Source organism: Halopseudomonas sp., from assembly GCF_036961105.1.
Lineage (GTDB): Bacteria > Pseudomonadota > Gammaproteobacteria > Pseudomonadales > Pseudomonadaceae > Halopseudomonas.
Genome location: NZ_JBALWW010000017.1, coordinates 43911 through 65731, shown reverse-complemented (window position 1 = coordinate 65731; position 21821 = coordinate 43911). Strand labels below are relative to the sequence as shown.

21 protein-coding genes are annotated in these 21821 nt (G+C 61.5%); 13 read left to right on the top strand and 8 right to left on the bottom strand.

The window, feature by feature from the left end:
- The 3 genes from V7756_RS14875 to V7756_RS14865 all read right to left on the bottom strand — a co-directional run bounded on the left by V7756_RS14875 (position 1) and on the right by V7756_RS14865 (position 2824).
- Complete coding sequence (locus tag V7756_RS14875; protein WP_335610977.1) at positions 1 to 459, bottom strand: tripartite tricarboxylate transporter TctB family protein; 459 nt, start codon at positions 457 to 459, stop codon at positions 1 to 3.
- A 68-nt stretch (positions 460 to 527) separates the two neighbouring features.
- Positions 528 to 1514, bottom strand: a complete 987-nt coding sequence (locus V7756_RS14870; RefSeq protein WP_335610976.1) for a Bug family tripartite tricarboxylate transporter substrate binding protein — start codon at positions 1512 to 1514, stop codon at positions 528 to 530.
- Between the two features lie 47 nt (positions 1515 to 1561).
- On the bottom strand, positions 1562 to 2824 hold the full coding sequence (locus tag V7756_RS14865; RefSeq protein WP_335610975.1) for an OprD family porin: 1263 nt from the start codon (positions 2822 to 2824) through the stop codon (positions 1562 to 1564).
- A 177-nt stretch (positions 2825 to 3001) separates the two neighbouring features.
- On the opposite strand from V7756_RS14865, the gene V7756_RS14860 reads away from it, so the two are divergent.
- Positions 3002 to 3670 carry a response regulator gene (locus tag V7756_RS14860; protein ID WP_335610974.1) on the top strand — a complete coding sequence of 223 codons (669 nt, stop codon included), beginning with the start codon at positions 3002 to 3004 and terminating at the stop codon, positions 3668 to 3670.
- Positions 3667 to 5040 (top strand): sensor histidine kinase, encoded by a 1374-nt coding sequence (locus V7756_RS14855; protein WP_335610973.1) that lies wholly within the window; start codon positions 3667 to 3669, stop codon positions 5038 to 5040. Before V7756_RS14860 ends, V7756_RS14855 begins: the two co-directional genes overlap by 4 nt.
- A gap of 11 nt (positions 5041 to 5051) precedes the next feature.
- Here V7756_RS14855 and V7756_RS14850 read toward each other — a convergent pair whose 3' ends face one another.
- Entirely contained in the window at positions 5052 to 5606 is a 555-nt protein-coding gene (locus tag V7756_RS14850) for a carboxymuconolactone decarboxylase family protein (protein ID WP_335610972.1), read from the bottom strand.
- Between the two features lie 131 nt (positions 5607 to 5737).
- On the opposite strand from V7756_RS14850, the gene V7756_RS14845 reads away from it, so the two are divergent.
- The 5 genes from V7756_RS14845 to V7756_RS14825 all read left to right on the top strand — a co-directional run bounded on the left by V7756_RS14845 (position 5738) and on the right by V7756_RS14825 (position 12492).
- Positions 5738 to 6340 (top strand): TetR/AcrR family transcriptional regulator, encoded by a 603-nt coding sequence (locus tag V7756_RS14845; RefSeq protein ID WP_335610971.1) that lies wholly within the window; start codon positions 5738 to 5740, stop codon positions 6338 to 6340.
- 103 nt (positions 6341 to 6443) lie between these two features.
- The gene (locus V7756_RS14840) at positions 6444 to 7595 is read left to right on the top strand and encodes a thiolase family protein (protein ID WP_335610989.1); all 1152 of its coding nucleotides are present in this window, start codon (positions 6444 to 6446) and stop codon (positions 7593 to 7595) included.
- A gap of 61 nt (positions 7596 to 7656) precedes the next feature.
- Positions 7657 to 8766, top strand: coding sequence for an efflux RND transporter periplasmic adaptor subunit (locus V7756_RS14835; RefSeq protein WP_335610970.1), 1110 nt, complete (start codon positions 7657 to 7659; stop codon positions 8764 to 8766).
- A 2-nt stretch (positions 8767 to 8768) separates the two neighbouring features.
- A complete protein-coding gene (locus V7756_RS14830; RefSeq protein WP_335610969.1) occupies positions 8769 to 11861 on the top strand; it encodes an efflux RND transporter permease subunit in 3093 nt (1030 codons plus the stop codon).
- Positions 11862 to 11922: 61 nt separating this feature from the next.
- The gene (locus V7756_RS14825; protein ID WP_335610968.1) at positions 11923 to 12492 is read left to right on the top strand and encodes a TetR/AcrR family transcriptional regulator; all 570 of its coding nucleotides are present in this window, start codon (positions 11923 to 11925) and stop codon (positions 12490 to 12492) included.
- Between the two features lie 79 nt (positions 12493 to 12571).
- Here the strand turns inward: V7756_RS14825 and wrbA are convergent, their stop codons facing one another.
- Positions 12572 to 13171, bottom strand: a complete 600-nt coding sequence (gene wrbA / locus V7756_RS14820; protein ID WP_335610967.1) for an NAD(P)H:quinone oxidoreductase — start codon at positions 13169 to 13171, stop codon at positions 12572 to 12574.
- Between the two features lie 414 nt (positions 13172 to 13585).
- On the opposite strand from wrbA, the gene V7756_RS14815 reads away from it, so the two are divergent.
- On the top strand, positions 13586 to 14326 hold the full coding sequence (locus V7756_RS14815) for an SDR family oxidoreductase (protein WP_335610966.1): 741 nt from the start codon (positions 13586 to 13588) through the stop codon (positions 14324 to 14326).
- 9 nt (positions 14327 to 14335) lie between these two features.
- On the opposite strand, the gene V7756_RS14810 is transcribed toward V7756_RS14815, so the two are convergent.
- The gene (locus V7756_RS14810) at positions 14336 to 14557 is read right to left on the bottom strand and encodes a DUF3820 family protein (protein WP_335610965.1); all 222 of its coding nucleotides are present in this window, start codon (positions 14555 to 14557) and stop codon (positions 14336 to 14338) included.
- A 139-nt stretch (positions 14558 to 14696) separates the two neighbouring features.
- Here V7756_RS14810 and V7756_RS14805 point away from each other — a divergent pair, with 139 nt between their 5' ends.
- Positions 14697 to 15065: a glutaredoxin family protein gene (locus V7756_RS14805; RefSeq protein ID WP_335610964.1), complete on the top strand. Its 369-nt coding sequence runs from the start codon at positions 14697 to 14699 to the stop codon at positions 15063 to 15065.
- A 9-nt stretch (positions 15066 to 15074) separates the two neighbouring features.
- Here V7756_RS14805 and norR read toward each other — a convergent pair whose 3' ends face one another.
- Positions 15075 to 16616, bottom strand: a complete 1542-nt coding sequence (gene norR / locus V7756_RS14800) for a nitric oxide reductase transcriptional regulator NorR (protein WP_335610963.1) — start codon at positions 16614 to 16616, stop codon at positions 15075 to 15077.
- 179 nt (positions 16617 to 16795) lie between these two features.
- Between norR and hmpA the strand changes: the two genes are divergently transcribed.
- From hmpA to V7756_RS14780, 4 genes are all read left to right on the top strand, one after another.
- Positions 16796 to 17974, top strand: a complete 1179-nt coding sequence (hmpA, locus tag V7756_RS14795) for an NO-inducible flavohemoprotein (protein WP_335610962.1) — start codon at positions 16796 to 16798, stop codon at positions 17972 to 17974.
- Between the two features lie 174 nt (positions 17975 to 18148).
- Complete coding sequence (gene ccoN / locus V7756_RS14790; protein WP_335610961.1) at positions 18149 to 19603, top strand: cytochrome-c oxidase, cbb3-type subunit I; 1455 nt, start codon at positions 18149 to 18151, stop codon at positions 19601 to 19603.
- The gene (locus tag V7756_RS14785; protein ID WP_335610960.1) at positions 19600 to 19767 is read left to right on the top strand and encodes a hypothetical protein; all 168 of its coding nucleotides are present in this window, start codon (positions 19600 to 19602) and stop codon (positions 19765 to 19767) included. Before ccoN ends, V7756_RS14785 begins: the two co-directional genes overlap by 4 nt.
- 45 nt (positions 19768 to 19812) lie before the next feature.
- Complete coding sequence (locus V7756_RS14780; protein ID WP_335610959.1) at positions 19813 to 20934, top strand: HPP family protein; 1122 nt, start codon at positions 19813 to 19815, stop codon at positions 20932 to 20934.
- A 17-nt stretch (positions 20935 to 20951) separates the two neighbouring features.
- On the opposite strand, the gene V7756_RS14775 is transcribed toward V7756_RS14780, so the two are convergent.
- Complete coding sequence (locus V7756_RS14775; protein WP_335610958.1) at positions 20952 to 21815, bottom strand: LysR family transcriptional regulator; 864 nt, start codon at positions 21813 to 21815, stop codon at positions 20952 to 20954.
- Positions 21816 to 21821 lie beyond the last annotated feature (6 nt).

Genomic DNA, 21821 nt, shown 5'->3' with positions numbered 1-21821 from the left:
TCAGATCTCCAGGTCGGATAGCACGCCAAGCGGCAGCGGCACGTCCAGAATGCGGTCGAAGAGGAAATACAGGCCTACGCCCAGCACCACGGCCAGCACTGTGCTGGGCAGCCAGCGGCCGCCAAACAGGCGGGCCATGCCGAGGGCGAAGAGGATGGCGCTGGGCACAAAGCCCAGGGTTTCAAACAGTGAGGCCAGGGCCAGCAAGAGTGCCAGGCACACCGCCACCTTGATCAGCATTGGTCGGGTCAGCGCCGGTTCATCGCTGGGGCTGCTCTCCAGCGCGGGTTTGATCAGCAGTACCAGCGCGCCCAGGGCGAGCAGAATCAGCAGCATCAGCGGGTAGGCGCGCGGCCCTACAGGTTCGTAGGAAAAGGGTGCATGGAAACCCCAGGCGATGGTGCCCAGGCACAGGCAGGCCAGCAGCAGGCCCGCCGCAAACAGACGTTGATAAAGCATGATGGTGTCCTCGCAGGCGCAGCGCGGGCCGGACGGCCGCGCGCTGGCAAGCAGTTACTGGATGGCGATCAGGGTTGCTGGACCAAGCCGAACTCGGCTGCCAGATCCTTGTACTGGGCGACCTGCTGTTTCACGTAGGTATCCAGTTCATCGCCGGTCATGGCGAAGGGGAAGAGCTCGCGCAGGGTGCGCAGGGTGGCAAAATCCTCGGAGGCGAGCATGTCGTCAAAGCTGTTCTTCCACCAGGCGAAGTCTTCATCGCTGACCTCCGGCCCCATATAGAAACCGCGTACCACCGGCCAGCTGACGTCATAACCCTGCTCTTTGGCGGTGGGAATGTTCTCGACGGTCTCGCCCGGCAAGCGCTCATCGGCGAGGATCGCCAGAATGCGGATGCCACCGCTTTCGATGTGCGGTATGGAGTCGGAAATGTCCGTGCTGGCCACCTGAATGTGGCCGCCCAGCAAGGCGGTGGCCAGTTCGCCGCCACCTTCCATGGCGACGTAGCGCAGTGCGCGCGGATCGATGCCGGCGGAGCGCGCGACCAGTGCGGTCTGCATCCAGTCCTGGCTGCCGACGGTGCCGCCGGAGCCGATCACAACCTCACCGGGATTCTTCTTCAGCGCGGCGACCAGATCGTCCAGCGTCTTGAACTCGGAGTCGGCGCGTACGGCGATGGCACCGTAACTGGTGCCCACAGCCGCCAGCCATTTCACTGCGCTTTCGTCATAGCGGCCAAACTTGCCCTGGGCCAGGTTGAGCAGCGAACCGGTCGAGAAGGCGGTGATGGTGCCGGGCTCATCGGCGCGCTGGGCGACTACGGCGTTGTAGGCTACGGCGCCGATGCCGCCGGGCATGTAGGTCACGCGCATCGGGCGGGTCAGGTGCTTGCCGTCCAGCAGGGCGCTCTGCGCCAGTTTGCAGGTCAGGTCAAAGCCGCCGCCGGGCGAAGCCGGGGCAATACATTCGGGGCGCTTGGGTTCGTCGGCCAGGGTGTAGCCAGCCAGGCCGAAACACAGGGTGGCCAGCAGGGCAGAACGGATAGCAGATTTCATGGTGTAATCCTCATGGCTTTTATTCTAGGTGATTGCGTCGCGTTGGCTTACCAGATCGGGAAGGCGTAGCTGACGATCAGGCGGTTCTCATCGGCGTCACGGGCAAAATCGGAGCGATAGCTCGCGTTGCGCCAGCGCAGGCCGAGATTTTTCAGTGCGCCATCCTGGAACACGTACTGCAGCTCGGTGTTGCGTTCCCACTCCGAGCCACTGCCACCGGCCACCGGTTTGGCGTCATCACCGCTGATATAGCGGCTCATGAAGCTCAGGCCGGGGATGCCAAGGGCGGCAAAGTCATAGTCGTAGCGCAGCTGCCACGAGCGCTCTTCGGCTTCAGCAAAGTCGTTGATCTGCACGAAGTTGACCAGGTAGGGGTTGCTGCCATCGATGTACGGAAAGGCGTTGTCGCCGTGCATCTGCTGCAGCGCGGCGCTCAGCTCGTGGCCGCCCAGTGCGTACCCCACGCGGCCTTGCCAGGCCTGGTTGTCGATACTGCCGGCGCGCGCGCTGCCCTGATCGTCCGAGATGGCCACGCGCAGTTCGCTGCTCAGCTGGCCGGCACCCAGTTCGGTGCTGTGGTTCAGGCCAATAAAGTGTTGGCGGTAAATATCATCCAGTTGTGCCAGATAATAGGTAGCCGCCAGACCGGGGGTGAACTGGTAATTCAGACCGGCCCAATTGAAATTGTCGGCATCGAAGGAACCGCCAAACCGGCTATTGCGGTTGTTCAGTGCCATGTCCTGCGCATCGGTGGAGTCGCGCTCGGTGGTCTTGCTCAGGCGCCCCAGATCGATGTCGAGTTTGTCGAATTCGTTGATGCCCAGCCGGCCACCCTGAAAGGTCTGCGGCAGAATCCGGCTGGTGTTTGGCTGCAGCACGGGAATTTTAGGCATCAGGGTGCCGAGCTGCAGCTCGGATTCGGAGTAGCGCGCCTTGGCGGTCAGACCCAGCTTGCTGTATTCATCGGCGGCGCGGCCATCGTCATGGGTCGGCAGCAGGCCGGTGCCGGTGCGGTCCGGGCTGGAGTCCAGCTTGACGCCCAGCATGGCCTTGGCATCCAGACCAAAACCGACAACGCCTTCGGTGTAACCGGACTGCAGGTCAAGAATGAAACCCTGCGCCCACTCTTCGCGTTTGGATTGGCCAGCGCCTTCACGGAAGTCGCGGTTGAAGTAGATGTTGCTGGTGCTGAGTGTGGCGCTGCTGTCTTCGACAAAGCCGTCGGCCAGTGCAAAGGGGGCGAGCAACAGGCTGCCGGTAGCGATCAGGGCGCCAGGCAAAAGCCGGCGGTGTGCGAGTGCTGTCGTCATGCGGAAACTCCATTGTTTTTTTTCTGTATTGGTACTGCCGGTGGGTGACCGTCGGGCGATGCTAATGCGCTAACCTTTCAACAACCTTTCATGCGCAACGCCAGCAATTACGCGCTGTCGGTGAAGGGTGGGCGGTGTACACTCGGCCGATAACAACCTGGGCAAGAGAGAACGGCAGTGCGAATTCTGCTGGTAGAAGACGATCCCGAGCTGGCCGAAAGCCTGGCCCGAGCGCTCAAGCACGGCGGCTGGACCGTGGACAGCCTGCACGATGGCGTGGCCGCCGATCTGGCCCTGCGCAGCGAGGATTACGCCCTGGCGATCCTTGATGTGGGGTTGCCACGGCTGGACGGTTTCGAGGTGCTGCGCAAATTGCGCGAACGTGGACAGACCCTCGCGGTGATCATGCTGACTGCCCGTGGCGAGGTGGCCGATCGGGTGCGCGGGCTGAATCTGGGCGCCGACGATTATCTGGCCAAGCCCTTCGAACTGAGCGAACTGGAAGCGCGGGTTAATGCCCTGTTGCGGCGCAGCCTGATGGGCGGTGAGCGTCAGCAGCAGTGCGGCGAGCTGGTCTATGACCTGAATGACCGGCGTTTCAGCCTGGCCGGCGAGACCCTGGCGCTGCCCTCGCGCGAACACGCGGTGCTGGAAAACCTGATTGCCCGCCCCGGCCGGTTGATGAGCAAGGAGCAACTGGCCGGCAAGGTGTTCGGCCTGGATCAGGATGCCAGCCCTGAAGCCATTGAAATCTACATCTCCCGGCTGCGTCGCAAGCTCGACGGCAGCGGCGTGCGCATCGTCACCTTTCGCGGTCTGGGTTATCTGCTGGAGGCCGAGGCGTGAGACTGACCGGCAGCCTGCGCGGTCGACTGTTATTACGCCTGGCGCTGGTGCTCTCGCTGCTGCTGATCCTGGCCAGTAGCGCCGCCTACTGGAACGCGCGGCGCGCCGCCGATACCGCCTATGACCGCTCGTTGCTGTCGTCGGCGCGGGCGATTGCCGAGCGGCTGTACGACGAAGACGGCGAGCTCTCGGTCGAGGTGCCCTACATCGCCCTCGACAACTTCGCCTACGACATCACCGGGCGGCTCTACTATCAGGTACTCGACCTGCAGGGCCGCTCGGTCTCCGGCTATGAAGACCTGCCACCGGCCGACGCCAGCATCGCTCTGACTGACGATTACCCTGCCCTGGCGCGCTTCTACAACGCCGAGTACCGCAATACCGGCGTGCGACTGGTCAGCCTGCTGCAGCCGATCAGCGGCGCCAGCAATCAGGGCATGGCCGAGATCCGCGTGGCCGAAACCCTGGAGGCGCGTGAGCGTATTGCGCGCAACCTGCTGCGCCAATCGCTGATCAATCTGGGCGTGCTGGCCGCCAGCGCGCTGTTGCTCGCCTGGCTGGCGGTTACTGCGGCGCTGCGCCCACTGCAGCGCCTGCGGCTGGAAGTCGCCGAACGGCGCAGCGACGATCTGCGGCCCATCCAGACCGAAGGCTTGCAGCGCGAGGTGCGCCCGTTGGTAGATGCCATCAATCACTTTACCGGTCGCCTGCGCGAGAATTTCGAGCGCCAGCGCGACTTTATTGCCGAGGCGTCGCACGAGCTACGCACCCCGCTGGCGGCGCTCAAGGCGCGCATTGAGCTGGGCCTGCGTAGCGAGCAACCGGCGGATTGGCGCCAGGCACTGCACGAGGCTGAACACAGCACTGACCGTACCATTCAGCTGGCCAACCGTTTGCTGTCGATGGCGCGGATCGAACGCGGCGCCCGCGCAGTAGCCGAGGGCAGTGCCGAACTGGTGCCCATGGCGCCGCTGGTACAGGAGCTGGCGCTGGCGATGGCGCCGCTGGCGCACAGCCATGCGGTCGCGCTGGCGCTGGAGGTAGAACAGGAATTTGCCGTCTGGGGCGAGCCCACGTTGCTGCAGGAGCTGCTCGGCAACCTGATTGACAACGCCCTGCAGCATACGCCGCAAGGCGGGCAGATCATCCTGCGCCTGGTGCGGAATCGGCTGGAGGTGGAAGACAGTGGCCCCGGCATACCGCAACAGGAGCGCAACCGGGTGTTCGAACGCTTTTACCACCAGAGCCCGGAAGGCACCGGGCTGGGGCTGTCAATCGTGGGTGAAATCTGCCGCGCGCACCGCGCGGAGATCAGCCTGCACGAAGCCGCCGTTGGCGGCCTGTTGGTGCGGGTCAGCTTTCCGGCGTAAGCGCGGCGCGCCTACTGGGCGCGTTGCCAGCTGTATTTCTCGAAGACGGCGTCCACGGGTGTTTGCGCCACATGGTTGGTGTAGTTGCTCATCACTTTTTGCGCCAGACCCAGAATCACCTCCAACACCTGACGCTGGCCATAGCCGGCGGCGTAGAAGGCATCGAGCTCTGCCTGGCCTACTTCACCACGCTGGCGAACCATGGCCAGGGTGAAGGTTCGCAGGGCTTCGAGTTTGCTGTCGGGCAGCGGAGTCTCATTGCGCAGGGCATCAATGATCTCATCCGATACTTTCATCATCTTGGCGATACCGGTGTGTGCGGGCACGCAGTAATGGCATTCGTGTTCGACGTTGATGCTCTGCCACACCACGGTCAGCTCGGTGGCGTTGAAGCTGCTGTTCTGGAACAGGCCGTGCAGCACCTGATAGCCCTCCAGCAGGCCGGGTGCTTCCGCCATCACCGCGTGGAGACCGGGAATGCGGCCAAAGCCCTTTTCTGATTTTTCCAGCAGTGGCTTGGATGCCTCCGGAGCGGAGTTCTTATCGTGCAGGGTGAAGTCTGACATGGTCTCTCCAAGGTTTCTGAGTGTTTTTGAATGATTGCTCAATTTCGTCACGATAGTTATATTTGAGCGATCATTCAAGTTATTATTGAGCGCCTGCTCAAACACCTCACCGCGCTCGCCAGGAGTCACCCATGCCCAGACCCGCCCGCCATGACCGCAGCATCGCGCTAGATAAAGCGCTGGATCTGTTCTGGCAGCGTGGTTATCACGCCACCTCGATGAAACACATAGAGCAGGCGCTGGATATGCGGCCCGGCAGTCTCTACGCCGCCTTCGGCAGCAAGCGCGAACTGTTCAGCGAGTCCTTGAACCGCTACGCCCATCTGATGGGCGACGAGCTGGCGCAGTGCCTGGCGGCAGAGAAGGATCTGGTGGCCGGCTTCAAGCATTATCTGCGCCGGCTGGCGGGTCCCTGTCTCGTACTCGAGGGCACCCCGCCGCGTGCCTGCATGGTGATCAAGACGCTCCTCGAGGTGAATGATGAGGAGCCCGCGCTTCAGCGGCAGGCCAATGAAGTGCTCAATCAGGTAGAAAAACGGTTCACCGAGCAGCTCAAACGGGCTCAGGCGCAGGGCGAGCTGCGCGCCGAGGTGGACTGCGCGCGCCTGGCGCGGCTGCTGCAGGGGCAGGTCATCGGCTTGCGCAGCTTTGCCCAGCGCGATACTGATCCAGCACACCTCGAAGCCCTGGCAGAGGACATGGGCGCGCTCTTCGCTCCCTATCTCGCACAGTAAATTGGCCTCGCAAGATAATCCGCTGCCGTATTGAATTACATGCACAATACTATACAGTCTTTTAAATTATAGTTATCATCCAAATCGATAGTCACTCGCTGTGATGAGGATACTCAGCATGAATTCAATCGTTATTGCCGGTTACGCTCGCTCGCCTTTCCACTTCGCTCGCAAGGGTGGTCTGATTAACCTGCGCCCCGATGATCTGGCCGCGCAGGTGCTGGCGGGCCTGGTCGCCCGCCTCGACCTGGATCCGGCTCTGCTGGAAGACGTGATCATGGGCTGCGCCTACCCCGAAGCCGAACAGGGCGCCAATATTGCGCGCATCGCCAGCTTTCGCGCCGGCTTTCCCGAGACACTCGGCGGCGTGACGGTCAACCGCTTCTGCGGTTCGTCGATGACGGCGATTCATTTTGCCGCCGGGCAACTGATGCTGGGCGCGGGTGAGGCCTATCTCGCCGCCGGCGTGGAATCGATGACGCGGGTCCCGATGGGCGGCTTCAATCCCTCACCCAATCCGCAGCTGCTGCAGAGCTACCCCGAGGTTTACATGGCCATGGGACACACGGCCGAAGAAGTCGCCCGGCGCTTTGCTATCAGCCGTGAAGAGCAGGATGAGCTTGCCGTGCTGTCGCACGCCAAGGCAGCCAAAGCGCGTGAGGCGGGTTTGCTGAAAGATGAAATCATCAGCATCGATACGCCCGATGGGCAGGTAAGTGAAGACGGCTGTATCCGTCCCGGCACCAACCTGGAAGCTCTTTCTCAACTCAAGCCGGCCTTTGGCGGTGTGGTCACTGCGGGCACCGCTTCGCCGTTGACCGATGGCAGCGCCGCCGTACTGGTATGCACCGAGGAGTTTGCCCGTCGCCACGGTTTGCCCATGCTGGCACGTATCAAGGCGGTGGCCGTGGGCGGCTGTGCGCCCGAGATCATGGGCATGGGCCCAGTGGAAGCCACACGCAAAGTGCTTGCGCGCGCCGGGCTGCACATCAATGATATCGACCTGATGGAGATCAACGAGGCCTTTTCCAGCCAGTCGATAGCCTGCCTGCGCGAGTTGGGTATGCCGCTGGACAAGGTCAATCTGGATGGCGGCGCGCTGGCGCTGGGCCATCCGCTGGGCGCCACCGGGGCGCGGATCACCGGCAAGGCCGCAGCGTTGCTGCAGCGCACTGATGGCCGCTACGCAGTGGCAACCCAGTGCATTGCTGGCGGGCAAGGTGTAGCTACCTTGCTGGAAGCCATCGGCAACTGATCGGGTCAGTTATCAAGAAGTCGCACAGGGCCGGAGTCGGCCCCGCTAGGGAGAGTAGAGGATGTCTGCAGGCAAGATACTGTCGTTGCTGTGTCTATTGGTCGCCGTGGTCGGCTGTGAAAAAAACGACGAAACCCAGACAGGTGTCGAACCTGCGCAACCGCGCCTGGTGTTGGCGGCCGAGGTGCAACCGGCGGCCAACCGCGGCGCTACCTTTACCGGCGTGGTGGCGGCGCGTACCGAGAGCGAGTTGGGCTTTCGTGTGGCGGGTAAGGTGATTGAGCGCCGCGTGGATCCGGGACAGCGGGTAAGCAAGGGCGATGTGCTGCTGGTGCTGGATGTGGACGATTTCGAGCTGGCCCTGCGCGCGGCAAACAACCGGGTGCGCTCGGCCCAGGCGTCCTTGCAGCAGGCCCGAGATGACGAGAAGCGCTACCGCGAGCTGGCCGCGAAAGGCGCGGTGTCGCGCCGCGCCTTTGATGAAGTGGTGACCGGCCTGCGCGTGGCCGAAGCCAACATGGCCTCCGCTCGCGCCGATGCCGCGCAGGTGGAAAACCAGCGCGGCTACTCGACGCTGGCTGCCGATGCAGACGGGGTGATTACCGACGTGCTGGTTGATCGTGGTCAGGTAGTCGCTGCCGGGCAGCTGGTCACGCGGCTGGCGCACAGTGGTGCCCGCGAGGCAGTCATCAGTATTCCGGAAACCCAGCGGCACCTGGCCGATCACCCCGCTGCGGCGCAGCTGTTTGGTGACCCGGAGACCGTAGTGCCGGCCAAGCTGCGCGAACTATCGGCCTCGGCCGACCCGGTCACCCGCACCTACCGTGCCCGTTACGTGCTGGCCGATACCGACGCGCCGCTGGCCATAGGTTCGACCATCAGCATTCATCTGGACGACAGCGAGGCCTCGGCACTCACGCGGGTGCCACTGGGTGCGCTCTATGACGGCGGCGCCGGAACCGGCGTCTGGCTGATTGACGAGCAATCGCAGGTGCGCTTCACGCCGGTCGAAGTCGTCAGCCTGGGCCAGGAGTACGCCTTGCTGGCCAAAGGCTTGCGCCAGGGTCAGCGTATTGTGGCGCTGGGCGCACACCTGCTGCACGAGGGCGATGCGGTGCGCCTGCTGCCGGACACGCCCTGGGCGGCCGATTCCGCTGCGCGGGAGCGCTGAGCATGGGCGGCTTCAACCTGTCCGCGATGGCGGTGCGCAACCCTGCAGTGACGCTGTTTCTGATCATCGCGGTGCTGCTGTCCGGGCTCTTCGCCTTTGGCAAACTGGGCCGTGCCGAAGACCCTTCTTTCACCGTCAAGGTGATGACCATCACCGCCGCCTGGCCCGGCGCCACGGCCTTGGAAATGCAGGAGCAGGTGGCCGACCGGCTGGAAAAGCGCCTGCAGGAGCTGGAGTATTACGACCGGGTAGAAACCACCGCGCAGCCCGGCTTTGTGGCGATGAAGGTGATTTTTTCCAACGCTGCACCGCCCCAACTGGTGCCCGAGCTGTTTTATCAGACCCGCAAGAAGTTGATGGACGAGGCCAGCAAGCTGCCGGAAGGGGTGCACGGCCCGTATTTCAACGATGAATACAACGACGTGTACTTTGCGCTTTACGCGCTGGAAGCCAGTCAACTGCCGCATCGTCAATTGGTGCAGTTGGCCGAGCAACTGCGCCAGGGCTTTTTGCACCTGCCGGGCGTGAAGAAAGTCAACATCCTGGGTGAGCAGCCGCAGCGCATCTTTGTCGAATTTTCCTATCAACGTCTGGCTACACTGGGGCTGACACCGGAGCAGATATTCTCCGCCCTGGCGCGGCAGAATGCGGTGGCTCCCGCCGGCTCGGTAGAAACTGCCGGGCCGCGGGCCTATATTCGCCTGGATGGCGCCTTCGACAGCCTCGAGCAGATCGAGAACGTGCCCGTGGTTGCCAATGGTCGGGTGCTGCGCATCGCCGATGTAGCGCAGGTACGTCAGGGCTATGAAGATCCTGCCAGTTACCGCATCCGCCACCAGGGCGAGCCGGCATTGATGCTCGGTGTGATCATGCAGAAGCACTTCAACGGCCTGGAACTGGACGAGTCGCTGCTGGCCGAAGAGCAACGCATTCACGATCGGCTACCGCTTGGGGTGCATTTCACCAAGGTATCGGACCAGGCCAGCAAGATCAGCCGTGCGGTCAATGAATTCATGCTCAAGTTCTTTGTCGCGCTGGCTGTGGTGATGGTCATCAGCTTTCTGGCGCTGGGGTTCCGTGTCGGGCTGGTGGTGGCTGCGGCGGTACCGCTGACGCTGGCGATGGTCTTCGTGATCATGCTGATGACCGGCCGCGAGTTTGACCGTATCACCCTGGGTGCGCTGATTCTCTCGCTCGGTCTGCTGGTGGACGACGCCATCATCGCCATCGAGATGATGGTGGTGAAACTGGAAGAAGGCATGGACCGCGTGGAGGCCGCCACCTTTGCCTGGTCCTCCACTGCAGCGCCCATGCTGACCGGCACGCTGGTGACCATCATCGGCTTTCTGCCGGTGGGCTTTGCCCGCTCTGGCGCCGGTGAATACGCCGGCAATATCTTCTGGATCGTCGGTTTTGCGCTGATTGCTTCCTGGGTAGTGGCGGTGGTGTTTACACCCTACCTGGGGGTGAAGATGCTGCCCGACATCAAGCCGGTCAGCGGTGGACACGATGCGCTCTACGTCGGCCCGTATTACTCTCGCTTGCGCGCGCTGGTACAGGGCTGCATTCGCTGGCGCTGGCCGGTCACCGGGCTGGTATTGCTGGTATTTGTGCTCTGTGTGCTGGGCATGGGCGTAGTAAAGAAGCAGTTCTTTCCCAACTCTGACCGTTCCGAGGTCATGCTCGAGGTGTATATGCCGCCGGGCACGGCATTCAAGAATACCGAGGCGGTGGTGGCGCGCGTGGAACAGGCGTTGCTGCAGGAACCGCAAACGCAGCTGGTCGATGCCTATGTGGGCGGCGGCGCGCCGCGCTTCTTCCTGTCGCTCAACCCCGAGCTGCCCGACCCCGCCTTTGCCAAGATCATAGTGCAGACCGCCGACGCCGCGGCGCGGGATGCGCTCATGGCAAGCATGCGCAAGCGCGTGGCAGCCGGCGAGTTTCCCGGCGCGCGGGTACGGGTAACCCAGCTGGTGTTCGGACCGCCGGTGCCCTTTCCGGTGGTGTTCCGCGTCAGCGGGCCCGAGCTCGATACCCTGCGCGGGATCGCCGAGCAGGTACGCGCCCGGGTTGAGGCCAACGCCATGTCCCGCGACACCTTTATCGACTGGGGTGAGAAGACCAGTAGCTATCGGCTGGTGCTGGATCAGGATCGCCTGCGCCTGCTCGGCTTTACCCCGGCGCAGGTCAAATCGCAACTCAATGCTTTGCTCTCCGGCAATCCGATTACCGAAGTGCGTGAAGGCAATCGCACCGTTTCCGTCGTGGTACGGGCAATCAACGCGCAGCGCGAGGACCTGGACAGTATCGAAAGCCTGACCATCACCAACGAGAGCGGGCGCGCAATTCCCTTGCAGCAGGTCGGGCGTTTTGTGCCGGTGATGGAAGACCCGATTCTGCGCCGGCGCAATCGCGAGCCCACCTTTGAAGTACGTGCCGATACCGCGCCCGGCATTCAGCCACCGGATGCCATGTTGGCCGCCAACGCCGACCTGCAGGAACTGATCACCCAGCTGCCCCCGGGCTACCGCATCAGCATGGGCGGGCCAGTGGAAGAAAGCGCCATCGCCAACCAGGCATTGGCGGTGCTGTTCCCGATCATGATTCTGTTGATGCTGGTGGTGATCATGTTCCAGGTGCGCTCGTTTGGCGTGATGTTCATGGTCTTTGCCACCGCGCCTCTGGGCCTGGTGGGCGCGGTACCGGCGCTGCTGATCTTCAATCAGCCGTTCGGATTCAACGCGATCCTGGCACTGATCGGCATCGGCGGCATTCTGATGCGCAATACACTGATTTTTACCGACCAGATTCGGCAGAATCAGGCCCAAGGTATGGCTATGCGCGAGGCAGTGGTGGAAGCCACTGTGCGCCGCGCACGCCCGGTGGTGTTGACCGCGCTGGCGGCGGCGCTGGCGTTCATACCGCTGACGCTCTCGGTATTCTGGTCCTCGTTGGCCTTCGTGCTGATTGGTGGGGTGACCATGGGCACACTGCTGACGCTGCTCTTTCTGCCGGCGCTGTGTAGCCTGGTGTTGCGCGACAAGGGCCCGGCTGATGCGCCGGCAAGCGTATTGACGACCGGCGGTCACGCCTGATGCTGCGGTGGCCGCCACGCGGGTATAGAATGATGTACTGCATTTAAAGCCGGGAGGTGCTATGCGTTATTCCGAAGATCACAAGGCCAAGACCCACCAGATGATTCTGGATGAGGCGGCGCGGCGCTTTCGCCGCGACGGTATTGGTGCCACCGGCCTGCAACCGCTGATGAAGTCGCTGGGTCTGACCCACGGCGGCTTCTACGCGCACTTTAAATCCAAGGATGATCTGGTGGAGCAGGCACTGCAGCACGCCGCAGCGAAGCTCAAGGCTTCGCTGGCGCTCAAGACCGGACCTGAGGCGCCGCTCTCGGAGCTGATTTCCACCTATCTTTCACCGCAGCACCGCGCCAACCCTGGCGTCGGCTGCCCGCTACCCACGGTCTCTGCCGAACTAGGGCAAAGAGGCCAGCCAAGCCCCACCACGGATGAGCTCATCAATAATCGTCTGGCCAGCATCAGCGACAAGTTGAGCGGTGACGACGCTGAGGAGAAAAGCGTGCTGGTGCTCGCGGCAATGGTCGGTGCGCTCATGCTGTCGCGCAGTGTGTCCCAGCCGGCGCTGGCCGATGGTTTGCTGGATACCGCGCGCGAGCAGTTGATCAAGCTCGTCGAGCAACCGGCTGACTGAGGCGTTGGCGCAATCGAGATTGCGCAACGTGCATTGGGAAGGAACAGCCCCGAACCGGCCTAGCCGAGGCTGTTAGGGTTCAGGCAGTGAGCTTGAGCAGGGTCTCGGCAACGTACTTGCCCTGGTAACGAGCAATGGCCCGTTCGCGTGCGTCGGGCTGGCGCGAGCCATCGCCGCCGGCAATGGTGGTGGCACCGTAGGGCGTGCCGCCAGCGCTCTGGCTGATGTCGAACAGCTCGCTGGTGCCATAGCCGATAGGCAGAATGATCATGCCGTGGTGCGCCAGGGTGGTCCAGGTGGAGGTAATGGTCATCTCCTGCCCGCCGCCGGTGCCGGTGGAGGCGAACACGCTGGCCACCTTGCCATGCAGCGCGCCCTTGCTCCACAGGCCCCCAGTCTGGTCCAGGAAGGTGCGCATCTGGCCGCTCATGTTGCCGAAGCGGGTGGGCACGCCAAAAATGATGCCGTCATAGTCGGCCAGTTCCGCCGGACTGGCTACCTCGGCTGCCTGATCGGTCTTACCGCCAGCCGCCTTGAAGGCGTCTTCGGGCATGGTCTCCGGCACCCGCTTGATGGTGACCTCGACGCCTTCCACCTGTCTGGCGCCCTCGGCAACAACCTGGGCCATGGTTTCGATGTGGCCGTACATGGAATGATAAAGCACCAGCAATTTCGCCATTGTCATGACTCCCTGATCTGATTGGACAGTTGCAGCAACTGTGCGGCTTCAAGCACGCGCCGGTTGGCTGGATCTGTTGTGCCGGATTCGTTGGCCGGACTACCAGCATAGAGCATATGTGCGCGTGCAGGTTCCTCAAGGTGCTCAGGCGAGCATGTTTGACGCTGAAGCTATATCGGCACCCAGAACGCTGCCTGCGCACGCCAATCTCCTACGCGAATACGCGCGGGTTATAACCAGTTTGGTGCAAAGGTTTGGGTCTGGCCTTCGAGGCAGACTGTAGGCAGCCTGATTTGCAATTGGGCCGTTAAGAGAATGGTCAGGGTTTTTGAATAGTCACAGCGACTATTGGGCATTTGACTCAGCGCCATGAGACGCCATGCTAAAGGCAGACATCGCGCAGGAGACAGGTACATGTCGAACGAAACCCAGAAAGTGGCGCTGATAACCGGCGCCTCCCGTGGCATAGGCGCGGAGATTGCGCGCCGTTTGGCGGCAGATGGCTTTGCCGTGGCTATCAACTACGCCAACAGCGCTACCGAGGCGCACAAGCTGGTAGAGAAACTTGCTGAAGCCGGCGCCCGGGCGGTAGCGATTCAAGCCGATATGGCGCAACCGGAGCAGGTGCGCGCGCTATTCGCCCAGGCCGAACAGCAGCTGGGCAAGCTCGATGTGCTGGTCAACAACGCCGGCATCATGCAGACAATGCCCCTGGCTGAAACCTCGGACGAGCTGTTTGCACGCACCTTCGCGATCAATGTACAGGGCGTCTTTGCCTGTCTGCGCGAGGCCGCTACACGGCTTAACGAGGGCGGGCGGATCATCAATCTCTCGTCCTCTGCGCTGGCCTTGAAAATGCCGGGGTATTCGGTTTATAACGCCAGCAAAGCGGCGGTAGAGGCCATGACCCAGGTCCTCGCCAAGGAACTGCGCGGACGTGGCATCACGGTCAATGCGGTGGCTCCGGGACCGGTGGAGACCGAGCTGTTTCTGGATGGCAAAACAGTCGAAATGGTGCAGCGCCTGGCGCATATGTCGCCGTTGGAGCGACTCGGCCAGCCGGAAGATATTGCGGCTGTGGTGTCCTTTCTGGCCAGCGCACAGGGTGGTTGGGTCAATGGTCAGATTCTGCGCGCCAATGGTGGTATTGCCTGAAGCAATGGGTTAGCCCCGGTTACGGCCGCGCAGTGGGTCGAGCAAGGGCTTCAGGCCGTTGTGGTCGATCTCCTGCATCAGTTGCAGCAAACGGCCGATCTCGCCCTTGGGGAAGCCTTCGCGGGCAAACCAGTTTAGGTAGTGGCCGGGCAGGTCGGCCAGCAGGCGGCCCTTGTATTTGCCAAAGGGCATTTCGCGGCTGACCAGCAGTAGCAGGTCTTCAGGATTCATGGCGGGCCTCGTTTGTGGAACTGACCGGCATTATGACTCAGCAACGACAACGCAGGGTACTCGTCTGGTCGGCGCGCGCAGCGCCCCCGAATCCGGTAAGCTGCGCGCTTAAATTTCCTTATCCATAGGTTTTCTGCCCATGCTGTTGAAAGCATTGCGTGTTGGTCTTGGCCAACTGATCATTTTTCTCAGTTTCATTACCCGTCCAAGCAAGATGAAGCGCTCGCCCGAAGCTCAGACCGAAGTAAACCAGGCCGCTGCCCAACTGAGTCTCTATCAGTTCAACGCTTGCCCGTTTTGCGTGAAGACTCGCCGCACCTTGCGCCGACTTAACCTGCCGGTAGCGCTGCGTGACGCCAAAAACAATCCCGAAGCGCGGCAGACGCTGTTGGAACAGGGCGGCAAGATTCAAGTGCCCTGCTTGCGCATTGAAGAAGGCGAGCAGATCACCTGGCTGTATGAGTCGAAGGCAATCAACAGCTATCTGGAACAACGCTTCGCGGCCTGAGCGCGCCTGTTAAACGCCGAGGCGTTTTCGCAGGCGGGTGAAGTTGCCGCGATCCAGCCCCAATGCCAGCGCGGCCTGAGCTTGATTGTTCTGATGTTGCGCCAGTGCGGTCTCAATGCGGCTGCGCTGAAAGGCTTCGGTAGCCTCACGCAGGCTGAGGTTTGGCGCTTTTTGCGGCGCGCTCTCTGCGGTCGTAACCGGTTGAGCGGGTGCCGCAGGTTTGATGTCCAGCAGATCGCTGGTAATGGTCAACAACTTGCGACTGTCATCCTGCCCTAGGCGCGCGCGTAACACCGCGCGGCTGATCAAATGTTCCAGCTCGCGGACGTTGCCGGGCCAGTCGTAGCCCAACAATGCTTCACGGGCATCGCCGCTCAAGCGCAAGCCGCGCAGGCCCATGCGGCGGCGATTCTGCTCAAGAAAGTGCCCTGCCAGTAGCAAAACATCCTTGCCGCGGGTACGCAGGCTGGGCGCCTCTATGGGGTACACACTCAGGCGATGATATAGGTCGGCGCGAAAGTCTCTGGCGGCGACTTCCTTTTGCAGATCCCGGTTAGTCGCGGCGATGATGCGTACGTCTACCTGATGCTGCGCATCACTGCCCACCCGTTGTATCTCACCGCTTTGCAAAGCGCGCAGCAGTTTGGGTTGCAGCGCCAATGGCAGCTCGCCGATCTCGTCGAGAAACAAGGTGCCGCCATGGGCCAGTTCAAACTTGCCGGCCCGCTTTTGTGCTGCTCCCGAGAAGGCGCCGCGCACATGGCCGAACAGTTCGCTTTCTACCAGGTTCTCCGGCAGCGCTGCGCAGTTGACGTACACCAGCGGTGAGTCCGCGCGCGTCGAGCTGGCATGCAGGCGGCGGGCGATCAGCTCTTTGCCGACGCCGGTTTCACCGGTAATCAGCACCGCCAGATCGGACTGCGCAACTACCTCAATCTCGCTGCGCAGACGCTGCATTGCGGGGCTTTGGCCGATCAGTTCCTGCTGGCCAAGATCTGCTACTACCGCCTGGGCCATTTGCTGATGACGCTCGGCGCGGTCTTGCAAGCGGCTGATCAGGTTGGCGATTTTTACCGTGGCTTCGGTCAGCCGGGCAAAGGCGCGCAGGTCCTGCGGGTCAATGCCATCAAAGGCGTCGGGTTGCATGGCGTCCAGGGTGAGCACGCCCCAGGGAGAGTCATCGACGTACAGCGAGAGACCCAGGCAATCATGCACATGCAGCTCGCCGGGGCGCTCCTGCACCAGGCCATCGTAAGGATCAGGCAAGGTGGAGTCGGCACGGAAGCGCACCGGCTCGCGGCTGAGTAGAATTTTCGCCAGTCGCGGCTGCGCGTCTATCTCAAAGCGGCGTCCCAGGGTATCGGTACTCAGGCCGTCGATGGCCAGTGGCACCAGCACCGAACCGCGCAATTGCAGCAGCGCGGTGGCGTCGCACGGGAACACTTTGCGCAGCCCTTGCAGCAGATTCTGCAAACGTTGTTGCGGCGGCAGCTCGCGCGACAGATCGGTGGTGATGGCGAGGAAAACGTCAGTGGTGATTGATGTTGTCATAAGGACACGTTGTAGTCATAAGTACAGCAGGTAAGGTGTTGTCATTATGACTCTTTGTGCCTTGAAGGCCAGTAAAAATGCTGGCTGCAATCTTGGCACGCGGTGTGCTCTGGGTTTGTTAATAGCTCGATAACAGCTTGATAACGAAAACGGTTAAGCAAACACCACGAGGAATCGCCATGCTCTCGCAACACAGCAAAGATATTATCGCCGCCACCCTGCCTGCGGTTAAAGCGCACGCGACCGATATTACCGGGGTGTTCTATCCCTTGATGTTTGAGCGTTACCCGCAGGTCAAGGCCTACTTCAATCAGGCGCATCAGCAGCAAGGCACGCAGCGTCAGGCGCTGGCCAATGCGGTGGTGGCTTACGCGAGTAATCTGGATCGGCTGGAATTGCTCGGCGACGCGGTTGCACTGATTGTGCAGAAACACGTCTCTTTGGGCATTCAGCCGGAGCACTATCCAATTGTCGGAGAGTGCTTGTTGGCGGCGATTCGCCAGGTACTAGGCGAGGCGGCGAGCGACGAGGTGCTGGCGGCTTGGGGCGAGGCTTACGGTCAGCTTGCCGGTCTGTTGATCGGCGCCGAGGAGCAGAACTATCAGGCTAACGCGCAAATGCCCGGCGGCTGGCGCGGCGAGCGTAGCTTTACGCTGCAGCGCAAGGTGCGGGAAAGCGAGGTGATCAGCTCGTTCTATCTGGTACCGAGCGACGGCGGCGCGCTGCCGGACTTCAAGCCGGGACAGTTTATCTGCCTGGTTCTGCAGATCGACGGCCAAACTGTGCGGCGCAACTATTCGCTGTCGGATTGTCCCGGTCAGGATTACCTGCGCATCAGTGTTAAACGCGAAACCGGCGGCAGCGTTTCACCCTATTTGCACGAGCATCTGCAGGTCGGTGATGAGGTACAGTTGAGCGCGCCGAGCGGCGACTTTGTGCTCAACGACAGCCCGCGTCCGCTAGTGCTGCTGAGCGGTGGCGTGGGAATTACACCGACCCTGAGCATGCTAAAACCAGCGCTGGAAAGCGGGCGCGAGGTGTACTTTCTGCATGCGGCGCTGAATAGCGAGCACCATGCGTTCCGCACTCAGGTGCAAGCGCTTGAGCAGCAGTACAGTAACCTCAAGGTGTGCTACGCCTATAGCAATCCTCTGCCGCAAGACAGCGATCAGCCGCACGGATTTTTCGACGCAGCCCGGCTGGACGAGTTACTGCCAGCCGAGCGTGATCTGGATGTGTATTTCCTTGGCCCCAAGCCTTTTATGCGTAACTGTTATCAGGTGCTGCCAACGCTTGGCGTGCCCGCTGCCAATCTGCGCTATGAGTTCTTTGGGCCGTTGGAGGAGTTGAGCGCGTAAGAGCCGAGGTTGGCTTTCGTTGGAAAAGCCGCAAGAGCGTTCTCGCGGCTTTTTGATTAGATAATAGCGAATTAAAAATCAATTATTATTGATTAGATCTTACTTAAGGTTGTCGGCAGACTAGCGCGGCCTGTTTTCCTGCGCCCCTGTTACCCCTTCTGCCACGGAACCCTGATGACCGCCATTTCAAGCATTTCCAGCTCCTCGCATGCGCAACTTTACAACTATGACGTAGTGCGCAAATTTACCCTGATGACCTTGGTATGGGGTGTGCTAGGGATGGCCATGGGGGTGCTGTTGGCCGCTCAACTGGTGTGGCCCGAGCTGACGCTGAATCAACCGTGGAGCGCTTTTGGGCGGCTACGGCCGATACACACTAACCTGGTTATCTTCGCTTTTGGAGGCGGTGCGCTGTTTGCGACATCGCTTTATGTGGTGCAGCGCACCAGCCGGGTGCGACTGGTTTCGGACACGCTGGCAAACTTCGTATTCTGGGGCTGGCAGGCCAGCATAGTGGCAATCGTTGTCAGCTATGCGCTGGGCTACACCACCAGCAAAGAATACGCGGAAATGATCTGGCCGATAGCCACTTGGGTAACCCTGGTGTGGGTCGCTTACAGTTATCTGTTTTTTGCTACCATTGCCCGGCGTAACGTCTCTCATATCTATGTTGGCAACTGGTTCTACGGCGCTTTCATTGTGGTTACCGGCGTGGTCCATGTGGTGAATCACATCTCGGTACCGGTCAGTTTGTTGCAGTCCTATCCAGTGTATGCCGGTGCCACCGATGCCATGATCCAATGGTGGTATGGGCACAGCGTGGTGGGCTTTATTCTGTCGGTGGGCTTTCTGGGCATGATGTATTACTTCGTGCCCAAGCAGGCAGAACGGCCGATTTATTCCTACCGACTGTCTATCGTGCACTTCTGGGCGATCATTTCGTTGTATATCTGGGCGGGCCCGCATCATCTGCACTACACGGCACTTCCCGACTGGGCACAGTCATTGGGTATGGTGATGTCGATCATTCTGCTGGCGCCCAGTTGGGGCGGCATGATCAACGGTATGATGACGCTCTCCGGGGCTTGGCACAAACTACGCACCGATCCGATTCTGCGCTTTCTGGTAGTGGCACTGGCGTTTTACGGCATGTCTACCTTTGAAGGCCCGATGATGGCGATCAAGACGGTAAATGCGCTATCGCATTACACTGATTGGACCATAGGCCACGTGCACGCCGGTGCGCTCGGCTGGGTAGCGATGATTAGCATAGGTACGCTTTATCACATGGTGCCCAAGCTATGGGGACGCGAGCAGATGTACAGCACCGCGCTGATAAACGCGCATTTCTGGCTGGCCACAATAGGCACGGTGCTCTACATCGTTGCGATGTGGGTCAATGGCATTACTCAAGGCTTGATGTGGCGCGCCGTCAACGTCGACGGCACAGCAACCTACTCCTTCGTCGAGGCGCTCGAGGCCAGCCACCCCGGTTACGTAGTGCGGTTGATTGGGGGTGGCATGTTTGCCAGTGGCATGCTGTTGATGGCCTATAACGTATGGCGCACCTTGCAGGATGCGCCCCAGCGTTCAGGTGCCGGGGCTCGCCAAGGCGAGGCCGCGACATGAGTCTTTGTTGGTTATTTCTGGCTGTGGTTGTGTTCTGGCTGGGTGTGACCTTCAGTCAGCGCCGCTTCGTCGATAACGAGCTGGACGAGGCGGCGCAACTTCCCTTTATCGACGCGAAAGATTCGGAACCGACAAACGCTTCCGACGATCTTTTGCAGGCGTAAGCAATTCTCTCGAAAACTGGCCGGTCCATCTGTGAGTACCCTGTTGTGAATTTATCGCGTCGTTCTGGCGGCATCATCCCGGCTTTATCTAACACGCGACCGCGTGAATGGTTGCGCGCCGCCTTCGGCGCCAGCCTGGGCGTTTTGTTCAGCGTCTGGCTGTGCCAGGAGGTATTTGGTCTGCCCGTTGCGTTGTTGCTGATTGGCCCGCTGGGTGCCTCGGCTATTTTGCTGTTTGCGGTACCTTCGGGTGCGCTGGCACAGCCCTGGTCGATTCTCGGTAGTTATCTGCTGGCTGCGGTAGTGGCTACCGCTGTGGCGCATTACGGCGGCCATACCTTGAGCATGGCGGCACTGGCAACCGGCATTACCCTGTTGGCCATGTTTGTCCTGCGCTGCGTGCATCCGCCGGGTGGCGCTGTTGCCCTTGGCGTGGTGCTCGCCGGGCCGGCTCTGCAGGGTCTGGGTGAGATGGCCATCTTGCCTGTCATGCTGAATGCGGCAGCCTTGCTGGCGAGCGCCCTGCTGTACAACAATCTGACCGGAGTGCGTTACCCCAAGCGCCCGCTGCCAGCAATCGATCTGCATCACACCCGTGATCGCTCCCCGGAACTGCGAGTCGGCATTACCGATGCCGACATGGACGCCGCGCTGGCTGAGTTTGGCGAGTTTGTCGACATTACTCGCGAAAACCTCGCGCAAATCATCCGCAGGACCGAGGGCTCGGCGTTGCGACGCAGCATGGGCGAGATTCGCGCAGGCGATATCATGTCGCGCGATTTACGGTGGGCAACGCCCGATACCACGGTGAAAGAGGCCTTGCAGCTGTTGCAACATCACCACCTGCGGGTGTTGCCAGTGTTGGATGCCGAGCAGAAGCTGGTGGGTATCGTAAGTCTGGTGGATCTTGCCGACTTTGCCGGGCGAGCCGGCGGCCGGCGTCTGTTGCGCCGTGGCGGCGGTCAGAAAACGCCGCTGAGTGAGGTCATGAGTTCGCCGGTAGTGGCGGTTGATCGGCATTGCCATGTGGTTGATCTGGTGCCCATGCTTTCCAGCCGCGGGCTGCATTGTCTACCGGTGCTTGAGCAGGGACGTTTGGTCGGGCTGGTGACCCAGACCGACCTGATTGCCGCTCTGCACCGCGATCTTTTGCAGCATCTCGATTGAACGATTCTCCGCTCTGATCAGAGTGGCGGGCTCCAGCGCTGTGACCAGTCACTGCTGCTCTGCGCGGTGTCGCGCAACAGCGCCAGCGCCTGCTGCAACACCGGGCTGTCGCGGTCGCGCGAGTACACCAGATAGGTCGGAAAGCTGAATTCCGGCGCCAGTGGGACCCGCTGCAATACCCCGGCGGCGAGGTAGCTCTGCACCACGCGGGTACGGAAATAGCCGGCGCCACCACAGGCCAGAAGGTATTGCAGCGCCTGGGGTCCGAGATTGAAACTCAGCTCGGCCTTGGCCTTGTCGGGTAGCGCGGCATCGTGCTCACGCCGGAAACGCTCGCCCCAGTCGATATAGATATATGGCTGTGGTTGCTGCGGCAGACAAACCTGAATCAGCTTCTCTTCCAGCAGCTCCTCTACCTGCAAGCCAGGCCAGTAGGCCGGCTGATACACCAGTGCGGCGTCGAGCGTGCCCTGTTCCAGCTTCCGCAGCAGTGTGGCCCCTTCACCAATTTCGCTATGGATCGCGTGACTGGGGATCTGCTCGCGCAGCCGGCGTACCCATTGCAGCATCAGCGGGTTGCTCAGGCTGGTTTCGCCGCCCAGGTGCAGTACATTGGCAAAGCCGTGCAGCAGCGGCAGATCACGCTGTGCCGCCTCCCAGGTCTGTACCAGCTGGTTGGCATAGGCGATAAAGGCCTCGCCGTCGGCGGTCAGCCGGGCGCCGGCACGGTTGCGCACAAAGAGCGTGCAGTTGAGCTGGCTTTCCAGGCTCTGCACTCGCGCGGTTATCGCGGCCTGGGTCAGATGCAACTGCTCGGAGGCGGCAACCAGGCTGCCGCTGCGCACTATCTCCAAAAAGGTCCGCGCCAGGCTGATGTCCATTTTTGC

What these genes read in the sequence shown, in the direction of transcription:
- V7756_RS14875 (WP_335610977.1), bottom strand. Translation starts at nt 459, where the DNA reads ATGCTTTATCAACGTCTGTTTGCGGCGGGCCTGCTGCTGGCCTGCCTG.
- V7756_RS14870 (WP_335610976.1), bottom strand. Translation starts at nt 1,514, where the DNA reads ATGAAATCTGCTATCCGTTCTGCCCTGCTGGCCACCCTGTGTTTCGGC.
- V7756_RS14865 (WP_335610975.1), bottom strand. Translation starts at nt 2,824, where the DNA reads ATGACGACAGCACTCGCACACCGCCGGCTTTTGCCTGGCGCCCTGATC.
- V7756_RS14850 (WP_335610972.1), bottom strand. Translation starts at nt 5,606, where the DNA reads ATGTCAGACTTCACCCTGCACGATAAGAACTCCGCTCCGGAGGCATCC.
- V7756_RS14845 (WP_335610971.1), top strand. Translation starts at nt 5,738, where the DNA reads ATGCCCAGACCCGCCCGCCATGACCGCAGCATCGCGCTAGATAAAGCG.
- V7756_RS14840 (WP_335610989.1), top strand. Translation starts at nt 6,444, where the DNA reads ATGAGGATACTCAGCATGAATTCAATCGTTATTGCCGGTTACGCTCGC.
- V7756_RS14835 (WP_335610970.1), top strand. Translation starts at nt 7,657, where the DNA reads ATGTCTGCAGGCAAGATACTGTCGTTGCTGTGTCTATTGGTCGCCGTG.
- V7756_RS14830 (WP_335610969.1), top strand. Translation starts at nt 8,769, where the DNA reads ATGGGCGGCTTCAACCTGTCCGCGATGGCGGTGCGCAACCCTGCAGTG.
- V7756_RS14825 (WP_335610968.1), top strand. Translation starts at nt 11,923, where the DNA reads ATGCGTTATTCCGAAGATCACAAGGCCAAGACCCACCAGATGATTCTG.
- wrbA (WP_335610967.1), bottom strand. Translation starts at nt 13,171, where the DNA reads ATGGCGAAATTGCTGGTGCTTTATCATTCCATGTACGGCCACATCGAA.
- V7756_RS14815 (WP_335610966.1), top strand. Translation starts at nt 13,586, where the DNA reads ATGTCGAACGAAACCCAGAAAGTGGCGCTGATAACCGGCGCCTCCCGT.
- V7756_RS14810 (WP_335610965.1), bottom strand. Translation starts at nt 14,557, where the DNA reads ATGAATCCTGAAGACCTGCTACTGCTGGTCAGCCGCGAAATGCCCTTT.
- V7756_RS14805 (WP_335610964.1), top strand. Translation starts at nt 14,697, where the DNA reads ATGCTGTTGAAAGCATTGCGTGTTGGTCTTGGCCAACTGATCATTTTT.
- norR (WP_335610963.1), bottom strand. Translation starts at nt 16,616, where the DNA reads ATGACAACATCAATCACCACTGACGTTTTCCTCGCCATCACCACCGAT.
- hmpA (WP_335610962.1), top strand. Translation starts at nt 16,796, where the DNA reads ATGCTCTCGCAACACAGCAAAGATATTATCGCCGCCACCCTGCCTGCG.
- ccoN (WP_335610961.1), top strand. Translation starts at nt 18,149, where the DNA reads ATGACCGCCATTTCAAGCATTTCCAGCTCCTCGCATGCGCAACTTTAC.
- V7756_RS14785 (WP_335610960.1), top strand. Translation starts at nt 19,600, where the DNA reads ATGAGTCTTTGTTGGTTATTTCTGGCTGTGGTTGTGTTCTGGCTGGGT.
- V7756_RS14775 (WP_335610958.1), bottom strand. Translation starts at nt 21,815, where the DNA reads ATGGACATCAGCCTGGCGCGGACCTTTTTGGAGATAGTGCGCAGCGGC.